Here is a 10,987-nt window from a genome sequence, read left to right as displayed (position 1 = left end):
ACTCGTGATGCTGAACTCAAAACCTTACCGAGTGGTAATCCCGTCGTTAGTTTTGGTTTGGCTACCAATAGGACTTATACGAATAAAGCCGGTCAAAAACAAACAGAGACGGAATTCCATAATTTGGTTTTATGGGGCAAGAGGGCAGAAATCTTGGCCCAATATCTAACCAAGGGTAAGATGGTTTTTGTAGAGGGAAGGTTAAAAACTACTTCTTGGACTAGCCCTGCCGGAGAAAAAAGAAGCCGTATAGAAGTCATTGTGGAAGATATTCAATTTGGTCCTAAACTGGCAGTAGGAGGAAGCCGGGTGGGGGATGGAGGGTCAAAAGAAGAATTAGCTACAGTTTCTGTAGACGATGTGCCGCAGGGTGGCGAGGAGGATTTGGTGGATAAAGATAGCGAAGATGATTTCTTGGAGAATATTCCTTTCTAAAAGCTCTGTCTATAAGTTATTGGATAAACATAAAAACGACCTAAATGGGTCGTTTTTTATTCTTCGTCTTCGCCAGTAATTTCGCCTTTGAAATATTTAGGCATATTTTCTTTTAGAGCTAGAATAATTTCATCTAATTCGCCACTCAAAATTCTATTAACGTTATGCCAAGACTGTTTAATGCGGTGATCGGTAATACGATCCTGAGGAATGTTATAAGTTCTTATTTTTTCGCTGCGGTCGGCTGTGCCTATCTGCGCTTTTCTTTCGGCAGTTAGATTAGCGGTCATTTTCTCTTGTTGGTCTTGCCAAAGCTTAATTTTGAGCATTTCCATGGCTTTGTCTCTGTTTTGTCTTTGAAAACGCTCGCTTTGGCAACTTACCACTAGCCCTGTAGGTTTATGAGTAATCCTTACCGCGCTTTCCACTTTTTGAACGTTTTGACCACCAGCGCCCGATGACCTGTAAAAAGTTTCTTCAATATCTTCTGGTCTAACTTCAATGGGAATTATGGCTATTTTTGGCAGGATAGCCACGGAAGCCGTTGAAGTGTGTATGCGTCCATTCTTTTCTGTCTCAGGGACGCGTTGAACCCTATGCACACCACCCTCATATTTTAAAAGAGAATAAGCCTCACTATCTTTAATTTCAAAAATAGCTTCTTTAATACCGCCAATTTCATTGGTACTGGAATCTAGGAGTGAAGTCGGCCAGTTCTGGCGTTCAGCATAATGATTGTACATTTTTAAAAGGTCGGAAGCAAAAATAGCCGCTTCGTCACCGCCGACACCGGCCCTAATTTCCAAAATAACACCTTTGGTTTCCAATTCGCCTTCCTTCTGGTTTTCCCAATCATCTATCTTTTGTTGCAATGAGGTTAGTTCTGCTTGGTAGGTAGCAATTTCTTCTTTAGCTATTTGGGTTAATTCCTCGTCTTCATTTTTGGCTATTAAGGCTTCATCTTGGTCAATAGCAGAACGAAGTTGTTCGCTTTTCTCCAATATCGGTAAATATGTGTCTATAGCCGCTAGGCGTTTAGCAGAAGCTTTCATTTCGGGAGCATTTTTAAAAAACTCAGGGTCGCTGAGTTTTCTAAGAAGCTCTTCTTTTTCTTTTTTGAGCTCGCTAAAATCCATAAATTAAATTCTTTTGCTAGCAGTTTGTTTTTTTACTCTGGTTTTTTTGACCACTTTTTTGGCTTTTAGCTCTGCGCTTGCGGCTGCCCTCCTTTGGAATTTCTTAACTCGACCGGCGGTATCTACCAATCTTTCTTCGCCAGTGTAAAAGGGGTGGCACTGGGAACAAATTTCCACATTAAGTTTGGGAAGCGTTGATCCGACTGTAAACTTATTACCGCAGGAGCAGGTAACTTCGGCTTTAGGGTAGTATTTGGGATGGATATCTTTTTGCATGAGATTACTTTAATTAACTCGCCTATTATACACTATTTTGTGATTTAGGGCAAGGATATTCCAGGTTATGCTTGTGAGAAAGACTCTTTTTATATATAATTAGAAGAGGTCATATTATTTAATAAATGTTACTAGTATGAAAATTTTTTCCAAAAACATAATAAGAAAAACTAGTATTATTTTGGGAGGAGTCTTATTACTAGTTGCTGTGGTAGTTGGGCTAAATAATTTGTTTTTTTCTTTTAAAGTCAGGGCTTTAAGAGGGATAGCTTCCTGCCAAAAATTTTCAGGCGCAACTTTAAATATTTCCTCGGGCAAGCAATTAACGCCGATTGTGATTGATCATCCTTATTGTAAAATCAATCTTTGGGGGCAGGCTACTTTAATTAATACCTTTGATTCTGATGACTTAAAAACTATAAAAGCTGGCGATTTAATTGTAAGAGTGATTAATTTGGCTGATTATTTTAATACGGGAAAGCCTTTGACCATGGAAATGGACGCAGAGGTAGCTAATAATCCCAAGATTATGAATGCGATTATGAACTCTGGCAGTGTTGGAGGAAACGGAAAAATTTTTAAATTAAAGAAACCGACCGGTTACGTATCCATATGCGGTGAGGCAACCTTTCCCGGTTTAAGCGAAGCTAATTTTTTAGTAGCTCCCGAGGGAAATATAGAACGAGCTTTTTCTACTAATCAAGCATCCTTTTGTTCCAAGGTTCTTGATACTGAGCATATGCCCTTTTTTGCCATCGCCTTTAAAGAACCTTTCGAGGGCGGTATGAGTATGAAATTATATATTCCTCCCGAGGCTAGCCAGGGGGTAAATGTGCCGGTGGCAGATTTCCTTAACTATCATGATGCCTTTTTGCCTTTTGACAAAGCTTTTTTAACTATTAACCATTAATACTTAAAATGAAAAAATTGATTAAATATTTTTTGGTTTTTGGCATATGTTTTTTAAGCGTTAAAGTTGTCTGGGCTGCCAGTAACATTAATAGTTTTCAAGAGGGCACTAAGCAAGCCTTAACAACTCAATATTTAAAATGTCTTTCAACCGAAGATCAAAAAGCTTACGCAACGGCTATTACCGCAGCTGTAGATAAGGCTTTAAGCAGCGCGTATTGTCAGTGCGGTGGACCAGACAAAACGGGAGAACAAATGATAGATATTGTTATGGCAAATACTGGAAGTAATCAGGCTTCTACAGTTGAAGGACGAGCAGAATTATATACGAAAGATGCCCTAGAAGATCAGGTTGCTGAATTGAATAAAGAATTGGAACAGCTAAATGGGGCTACGGTGGGAACTGCAGCTGGAAATAAATTTGCTGCTTTAAAAGCTAAAAGAGATGCCTTAAGAGCAGGGGTGCAATCTTGGTATAGTCATGGTAATTTGGTTAGTCGCTCTAGCAACATTGATTGCGCGGCATTAAAAAATTCTCTTGTCCAAGATGACGGTATTTTTGTTTCTGACTACAACTCTATCCAGACTAATCAATCTCAAGACGGTTTCAACGTAACCGATAGCCAAGGTAATCAAACATTTATTACTCCTATAGATGTTTTTGTCACTGACAGCCAGAGTTTTTCTGACTCTACAGCTGTTTTACTCAAGAAATGTTTGGCAGCTTGTAGTACAAAAGGGGGCACCGCTAGCGATTGCGCCAAGATTTGTAATGTGCCCCATTGCGGATGTCGTGATACTGATAATAATGGAGTTTTAGAAACGGTTTGCGAACCAGCTCAATTTGGTCCAGAATGTTTGGGGGTGCTGAGTTGTAACGTAAGATTGTGCGATGACCCACAGCTTTTTAATAATTTGGGAAGTAGTACAGCTTTGAGCGCTTTAGTCTCAAAATATTACCCAACTCCTAATTTGGGAGTAATGCCTGTCAATACTAATACTGGCTCTGGCATTAAAGTGGCTCAGGTTAGCAATGAAAAGAAGTGTGTAAGTGGTGGTTGTGATATCACTTTGACTAGCAATACTGATAATCAATTGCAGGCTAGCTATTTATACTGGGGGACCGGGGCCCAGGATGCATCACTCGTGACTAGTCTAATGGCTACCAATGGACATATAGAGCTAGCGGCTGGTAAGCCCAAAACCATTCATTTAAATACAAGTGTAGCCAATGAATTGCAATTGAGCGATGGCACTCGTATTGAATGTTTAAGCTGTAATAGTGGCGACAATACTTTGGCTAATAGATTTAGTACCGGTTGCGACAAGAGCGGAGAGACAAATCCTCATGCAGAATGTAAGGCTTTTTATGGCTGTGGACAATCCAAGCCCACTTATGGTTGTTATAGTTTTAACACTTGTGGCGTCAATGAATGTAATGATTACGCTCTAGACGCTAATGGACAAAAGCCTCAATCCAGTGATTGCCAAAAAAATTAAGCTCACTAGCTGTCTCTAAGCCATAATTCTTGCTTTAACCAGTCTTTTATGTTATTTTATAAGAGTTATAAAACGCTGTTTTAAAGCGCATTTAAAGTTTTTTTGTATCAATTATGATTCAGGATTTACCGATAGAAATTTTTAAGCCTAGTATAGAAAATAAAACTGCCATCAAAGATATGATGGAAGCTGGTTTGTTTTATGGTCACAATAAAACGACCAATCACCCCAAGGCTTTGCCATATGTTTTAGTTTCCAAGCACAGTTTCGCTATTTTGGATCTTAACAAAGTTATAGAATCTTTAGCCAAAGCTAGCGATTTCATTAAGAGCCTTTATGCCCAAGGAGAACAAATTTTAGTAGTTGGCACTTTGGCCAGTTCTAAAGGGGCCGTGGAACAGTTCGCTACTAAATATGACATGCCCTATGTTACTGAGCGTTGGCTAGGTGGTACACTGACTAATTTTAAAACTATCAAAGATAGAATTAATTATTATCTTGACCTGGAAGAGAAATTCAAGAGCGGGGAAGTGGCCAAATATACCAAGAAGGAACAATTAAAGCTAGAAAAGAAATTACAATCATTAAAGAGCAAGTTTTTTGGTTTAAAAAATCTAACCAAATTACCAGCAGCTATTCTTATTGTGGACCCCAAGATTCATATGACAGCCTTGTGTGAGGCTAGGATTATGAAGATACCAGTCATTTCTATCCTAGATAACGATGATAATCCCGAGCTAGTTGAGTATCCTATAGTAGCTAATGATAGCGCTAGAAGTTCTATTGAGTATATTTTCAAAGAGTTAGAGAAAGGGCTTACGGGGGTGAAAGCGGTAAAGTCAAATAAATAAAAGCTTATATATTATGATCAGCGCAGCGGATGTATCCAAATTAAGGGAGGCAACGCAAGCCTCAGTGATGGATTGCAAAAAAGCCTTAGAAGAAGCCGAAGGTGACTTTGATAAAGCTCTAGAGGTAATTAGACGAGAAGGACTGTTAAAGGCTGATAAAAAGAGCGGTAGGACTACTGAAGCTGGGGATATAGAAGCTTTGCTGTCCAGTGATGCCAAAAAGGGAGCTATTTTAGAACTACGCTCTAATACTAGTTTCGTTTCCCAGTCAGAAGATTTCAGATTTTTGGCAAAAAATTTAGTAGAACAGGTACTAATAACTGGACAAGAAACTATTGATGCTCAAGCCTTACTTGCAAGCCCGTACATCAAAGACCAGTCTACTACTGTAGCCGATACCATAAAAGCTAATATTGCCAAGTTTGGCGAAAATATAGAGATTGGTAATTGCGCTTATACCGAAACTGCTAATGGTTTAATTGAAGCCTATATCCATAACGGTGGCAGAGTGGGGGTGCTTTTAAATCTTGATTCTGATAAGCCAGAAGCAATTAAGACAGAATCGTTTAAATCTTTGGCTCATGATTTGGCGATGCACATTGCAGCTATGAATCCTATGTATATAAGTCAGGAAGACATTCCCACCGAAATGTTGTCAGACAAAAGAGCAGCTATCTTAAAAGAATTAGCTGAAAGCAATAAACCTCAGGAAATTTTAGATAAAATTGCCACAGGGAAATTAAACGACTGGGAAAAGGAGATTTGTTTGATGGATCAGATTTATATTAAAGATCCCAGCCTTACCATTGGTGCTTGGCTGAAACAAGAAGCTGGCCAAAACGGCATCATCAAAGTCAATAAATTTTATAGGCTGCAAGCCTAACTAAAATAATGTTAGCTATAGGTTATGTATAATATCATCTTAGCCCTCGTTCTCACATGTTCTTTGGGCGGCATTGTTTATCTTTTTAGTCATAAACAGAAAACAGAGAAAGCTAATCTAGATACCAAAACCGAAGAAACTGTTTCGGAGGTCAGTGATGGCGACGCTTTAAAATCCAAAGTAGCTGGCTTGTTATCCAATTTGAAAGTAAAGCGAGAGGTTTTGGAAGGTATCACAGAGAAAGGTTTGAGGCGGTTGAGAGTTTTTGTTTTAAGGGTTGATAATCAGCTTGTAGATTCCATAGGAAAACTTAAGGAAGATAAGGCTTCTCCCTATGCAGATAACGGCAGAATTACTGCTCTGATTAATACCCAGCAAACAGTGTCTGTTGATGAACACGAAACTACCATAACTACAGTAACTGAAGAAGTAACTCAAACAGAAAATCAGACAGATACCAGTATCTGGTCCTTAGAGCGTGATTACTTAAACCATTTGAACAATCAGTTTGATATCGAAACGCTTACGAAATTGATAGATTTGTATTCCGACATCGGAGACCTCTCCGCAATAAGGGGGATTTTGCTTAAAGCTGTGAATAATGATTTATCTTGGGACGATATTATTAATGACTCTCGCTTGGTAGAGAGTTTCAAGAAGTTGGCTGAAAAAGAACCGATGATTCGTGAGAAAAAGCGCACAATAAGAAAAAGCATTTCTCCTAAAATACATCAAAGGAGAACTAAGACCCAGGTTGAAAGTTAGTTTATGATGTTGTAAACTATTGCCGATGTAGCTCAGTGGTAGAGCAACTGTTTTGTAAACAGTAGGTCGTCAGTCCAAATCTGACCATCGGCTCACTTTCCTGGCTGAGGTTTGTTGTTCCAATTTAGTATAAATATTTCGCACAGATGGCGGAGTAGTCAAACGCAACAGACTGTAAATCTGTCGGCCTCAGGCCTACGTAGGTGCAAATCCTACTCTGTGCACCCATATCCGGAAAAATGTCCAAAGTTCAATGTCTACAATCCAAACTGCAGTCATTGAATAAATCATAGAAAATATTACGGAATATTTATGTTATGTTGAAGCTGCTCAGGTTGTTGAAAAAACTACAATGGTTTGTTATAGTGTTTCATTCGCTGAAGTAGCTCATCCGCCAGCCGGCGGAGGTAGAGCAACTCCATGGTAAGGGGTGAATCGCTAATTTAGTTTTTAGTTTGATGTTAGTTATACTCGCTGAAGTAGCTCAGTTGGTAGAGCAACTCCATGGTAAGGAGTAGGTCGCCAGTTCAAATCTGGCCTTCAGCTCTGAATAAAAGTATTAATAGCAAAAAGTAATAGATTTATATGAAAAAAGAAAACATAGTAAAATTACAATGCACCAAGTGTAAAAGTGTTAATTATTACACAAATCGCAACAAAAAAAATCCTGCGGGCAAAAAGTTAGAGTTAAAAAAATATTGTCCTAAAGATAGAATGCATACTGTTCACAAAGAAGCAAAAAAATAAATAAGCTAATCCTCTTCTCTATTTATGACCGAGAAGTCATAAACAGAGAGGAGGATGTTTTTAAACTAATAATTCCCTAGGGGTATAGTTCAATGGTAGAATAGCGGTCTCCAAAACCGTTGATCCCCGTTCGAATCGAGGTACCCCTGCCCTCACACCTATTAGAAATTAGCGCCACAATAGTGGCGTTTTTTGTTTGCTCCAAACAAGAATTTCTAATAGGTGTGGGGGCAGGCCCTTCCAGTGAGAAATTAGCGCCACAATAGTGGCGTTTTTTGTTTGCTGTTAACCTTTTAAAATCTCGCCCTTTCTGTTAAACTAGAGGTATCTTGTTGCATAAAATATGGATGATGTTTTATTACAGATTAAAGCGCTACGAGAGGAGGTCCGAAATTTAGCGGACCGTCTTTGACTTAGAAGCTAAAAAGAAAAAGGAAGCCATTCTAAAAAAAGAAAGTTTAGAAAATGGCTTTTGGGAAGATCACGGACTAGCTGACAAAAAATTAGCTAATTTGAGTGTCTTGCAAAAAGAGATAGCTTTGTTTTCCGGCTGGGAGCAATCATTAAACGATGCAGTAGAGTTGTATCATTTAGCTGCTGCTAGCAATGACACAAAGATGATAGAAGCTTTAAACAAAGATTTACAGGGTATAGAGGAGAAAATTAACAAAAAAAAGATAGAGCTATATTTTGATGGTCCCTACGATAAGGCTAACGCTATTTTATCTATTTATGCCGGAGCAGGTGGCAATGATGCCGAAGATTGGGCAAGAATGCTGAAAGAGATGTACGAGAGTTATTTAAGAAACAAGGGTTTTAAAATCTCTATTCTTGACGAGCATTTAAATGATTACAAGGGGATTAAACAAATTTCTTTGGAAATAGTTGGCGTCTATGCTTTTGGGACACTGAAAAAAGAAAAAGGGGTTCATCGCTTAGTGCGCATTTCGCCTTTTTCAGCTGCCAAATTAAGGCATACGTCTTTTGCCTATGTAGAAGTTTTACCAGTGCTAGAGGCAGAGGATTTGATTCTTAATCCTGCTGACCTAGAAATAGATTTATTTAGAGCTTCCGGACCTGGTGGTCAAAACGTTCAAAAAGTGGAAAGCGCGGTAAGGATTACTCATAAACCTACAGGGCTAATAGCAGTTTCGCAGGGGCAACGTACACAGAGTAATAATAAAGAAAAGGCTCTGGAGATGTTGCGCGCTCGGTTATTTTCTTTGCAAGAGTCTCAACATGCTAAAACTTTAGCAGATTTAAAGGGGAGTAAAACTGAAATAGAGTGGGGGCATCAAATCAGGTCTTATGTTTTACACCCTTATCAACTGGTAAAAGACCATCGTTATAACCTGGAAGTGAAAGATGCTACTGCTGTTCTTAAGGGCGATTTGGACCCTTTTATAGAAAAAGAAGTGACAAATAATGCTAAAACTGGCAATTTTTAATTAAAGCGATATAATAAGCACTACACAAATGGCTCTTATATATTTCAAAGACATTTCCAAAGCTTACAACAATAATCTAGTATTAGATAATATTACTTTTAGCGTTGAGGCTGGGGAGTTTGTGTCTTTAGTAGGTAAATCTGGGGTAGGTAAGACTACTCTTCTAAAATTAATTATAGCTGATGAGCAGCCATCCTCTGGGCATGTTGTTTTTGACGACCAAGACCTTAGTAAACTAAAAGGTTCGCAACTTTCTTTGGTAAGACGCAGGGTGGGCACTGTCTTCCAAGATTTTAGGCTTTTTAGCGATAGGACAGTGTTTGAAAACGTAGCCTTTCCTCTAGAAGTATTAAACCAGCCAGACGAGATTATTCAGGACCACGTTACAGAAGTCTTAAAACTAGTTGGGCTGGATGCCCTAAAAGACCAATTGCCAGTGTGCCTTTCCGCGGGAGAAAAACAGCGGGCTGCTATTGCCAGGGCTCTTATTCATGGGCCGGATGTCATTATCGCCGATGAACCAACAGGAAATTTGGACCCGATTAACACTTGGGATATCGTTAAATTACTTCTACGAATTAATGAATTGGGTACGGCTATTATCCTTACGACTCACAATAAAGATGTGGTTAATAAAATTGGTAAGAGAGTTATCAGTTTGGAAAATGGCAAGATTATCAGAGACGAATTAAACGGTCAATATATTATATAAATTTCCATGTTTTTAAGTTTTAAAAGATTATTTAAAGCCAGCTGGCAAAGTATTACGCGAAATTGGTGGTTATCCATAGCCACTGTTTTGGTGGTATTCTTAAGCGTTTTAACCTTTACGGGCATACGCCTCTTCGCTTATTCCATCAATCGCACGGTGACCATGTTGCAAGATAGGGTAGATATCAGCATTTATTTTAATAAAGATGTTCCCGAGTCAGAAATTTTTCAGGTGCAGACAGAACTAGAAGGTCTTTCGCAAGTAAAGAGCGTAAGATATATTTCTCAAGATGAGGCGCTTAAATTTTTCCAGGAGAAACAAAAATATAATCCTGCTATTTTCAAAGCTATAGAAGTGTTAGGGACGAATCCTCTGTCGCCCTCATTGAGCATTAAAGCCAAAAATGATAAAGACTATCAATCGATTTTGGATTATATTTCTAAAGCCGGATTTAAGGATAGATTGATTACTGTCAACTATGAAGAAAACCAAAAGGTGGTGCAAAAATTGGATGTTCTCAATCGAGCAGTAAAAATCACTGCTATCAGTGTTAGTATATTGCTCGTCGGTATTGCCGTACTGATTAATTTCAATACTATTCGATTGGCTATCTATACAGCCAGAGATGAAATTAGGGCAATGAAACTGGTTGGCGCTCCTAACTGGTTTGTCAGAGGACCTTTCCTGTTTGAGGGTATAATTTATGGTGTAACGGCTTCTATTCTTACTCTAATGGTTACCAGTGTCTTGGTGTTTGCCTTTTCTCCCAAACTTGAAGCAGCCTTACCCGGTTTGAGCTTGGGCGGTTATTATTGGACTCATTTAGGTTTGATTTTCTTAGCGCAAACTTTGTTTGGGGTGATAATAGGACTGGCATCTAGCTTTGTCGCTATGAATAAGTATTTAGAAAGTTAAAAGAAAGTGGATTTTTAAAAGGTTTTATGGTAATGTGAAAACTGGAATGAAGAAATTTATTCCAGTTTTTGTTTCTTTGCGGGATCGTCTAACTTGCCCCGCCAAATAATATGAAGGCATTTCTTTATATTTTAAAAAATACCAAGAATTGTTATTATACTGGTATTACGACATTACTTCCAGAGCAAAGGCTCTTGAGGCATAACAATGGTAACGTTCTATCAACAAAGGCTGGTAAGCCATGGGAATTGCTATACTTTGAAAGTTTTGATAATTTACAGCAAGCACGTACACGAGAAAAACAAATAAAGTCTTGGCATAGCGGAAATGCGTTTAAAAAGTTTCTTGTCAAAGCTGCGGGATCGTCTAATGGTAGGACATGGGCCTTTGAAGCCCAGTATCTTGGTCCG

12 protein-coding genes, 4 tRNA genes and 1 pseudogene are annotated in these 10,987 nt (G+C 38.6%); 15 read left to right on the top strand and 2 right to left on the bottom strand.

From position 1 onward, the window contains the following. The coding region (gene ssb / locus PK547_01165) for a single-stranded DNA-binding protein (protein HPR91326.1) at window positions 1-435 on the top strand (435 nt) is incomplete at its 5' end. Between the two features lie 56 nt (window positions 436-491). Here ssb and prfA read toward each other — a convergent pair. Both prfA and rpmE read right to left on the bottom strand, forming a co-directional pair. Further along, a complete protein-coding gene (gene prfA / locus PK547_01160) occupies window positions 492-1,571 on the bottom strand; it encodes a peptide chain release factor 1 (protein HPR91325.1) in 1,080 nt (359 codons plus the stop codon). 3 nt (window positions 1,572-1,574) lie between these two features. Then, a complete protein-coding gene (gene rpmE / locus PK547_01155; GenBank protein ID HPR91324.1) occupies window positions 1,575-1,847 on the bottom strand; it encodes a 50S ribosomal protein L31 in 273 nt (90 codons plus the stop codon). A 136-nt stretch (window positions 1,848-1,983) separates the two neighbouring features. On the opposite strand from rpmE, the gene PK547_01150 reads away from it, so the two are divergent. From PK547_01150 to PK547_01085, 14 genes and pseudogenes are all read left to right on the top strand, one after another. After that, on the top strand, window positions 1,984-2,757 hold the full coding sequence (locus PK547_01150; protein ID HPR91323.1) for a hypothetical protein: 774 nt from the start codon (window positions 1,984-1,986) through the stop codon (window positions 2,755-2,757). Between the two features lie 8 nt (window positions 2,758-2,765). Further along, the gene (locus PK547_01145; GenBank protein ID HPR91322.1) at window positions 2,766-4,256 is read left to right on the top strand and encodes a hypothetical protein; all 1,491 of its coding nucleotides are present in this window, start codon (window positions 2,766-2,768) and stop codon (window positions 4,254-4,256) included. A gap of 113 nt (window positions 4,257-4,369) precedes the next feature. Continuing rightward, entirely contained in the window at window positions 4,370-5,107 is a 738-nt protein-coding gene (gene rpsB, locus PK547_01140) for a 30S ribosomal protein S2 (protein HPR91321.1), read from the top strand. Window positions 5,108-5,120: 13 nt separating this feature from the next. After that, window positions 5,121-5,990, top strand: a complete 870-nt coding sequence (gene tsf, locus PK547_01135; protein HPR91320.1) for a translation elongation factor Ts — start codon at window positions 5,121-5,123, stop codon at window positions 5,988-5,990. A 24-nt stretch (window positions 5,991-6,014) separates the two neighbouring features. Continuing rightward, a complete protein-coding gene (locus tag PK547_01130) occupies window positions 6,015-6,755 on the top strand; it encodes a hypothetical protein (protein ID HPR91319.1) in 741 nt (246 codons plus the stop codon). Between the two features lie 21 nt (window positions 6,756-6,776). Beyond that, a tRNA-Thr gene (locus PK547_01125) sits at window positions 6,777-6,848 on the top strand. Window positions 6,849-6,895: 47 nt separating this feature from the next. Continuing rightward, window positions 6,896-6,979 (top strand) — tRNA-Tyr (locus PK547_01120). Between the two features lie 249 nt (window positions 6,980-7,228). After that, window positions 7,229-7,301: transfer RNA gene (locus PK547_01115), tRNA-Thr, on the top strand. Window positions 7,302-7,340: 39 nt separating this feature from the next. Then, window positions 7,341-7,502, top strand: a complete 162-nt coding sequence (rpmG, locus tag PK547_01110) for a 50S ribosomal protein L33 (protein HPR91318.1) — start codon at window positions 7,341-7,343, stop codon at window positions 7,500-7,502. 78 nt (window positions 7,503-7,580) lie between these two features. Next, a tRNA-Trp gene (locus PK547_01105) sits at window positions 7,581-7,651 on the top strand. A 267-nt stretch (window positions 7,652-7,918) separates the two neighbouring features. Next, window positions 7,919-8,950: pseudogene (prfB, locus tag PK547_01100) on the top strand (peptide chain release factor 2). Between the two features lie 28 nt (window positions 8,951-8,978). Next, on the top strand, window positions 8,979-9,662 hold the full coding sequence (locus PK547_01095) for an ATP-binding cassette domain-containing protein (protein HPR91317.1): 684 nt from the start codon (window positions 8,979-8,981) through the stop codon (window positions 9,660-9,662). 6 nt (window positions 9,663-9,668) lie between these two features. Then, window positions 9,669-10,577: a permease-like cell division protein FtsX gene (locus PK547_01090; protein ID HPR91316.1), complete on the top strand. Its 909-nt coding sequence runs from the start codon at window positions 9,669-9,671 to the stop codon at window positions 10,575-10,577. 110 nt (window positions 10,578-10,687) lie between these two features. Beyond that, window positions 10,688-10,987 (top strand): GIY-YIG nuclease family protein (locus PK547_01085; protein ID HPR91315.1); only part of this gene is annotated, 300 nt, incomplete at its 3' end.

This window comes from Candidatus Paceibacterota bacterium (genome assembly GCA_035404205.1).
Classification (GTDB): domain Bacteria; phylum Patescibacteriota; class Minisyncoccia; order UBA6257; family JAVHQB01; genus JAVHQB01.
The sequence above is the reverse complement of the archived record's forward strand: the minus strand, read 5'-3'. Positions and strand labels throughout refer to the sequence as shown.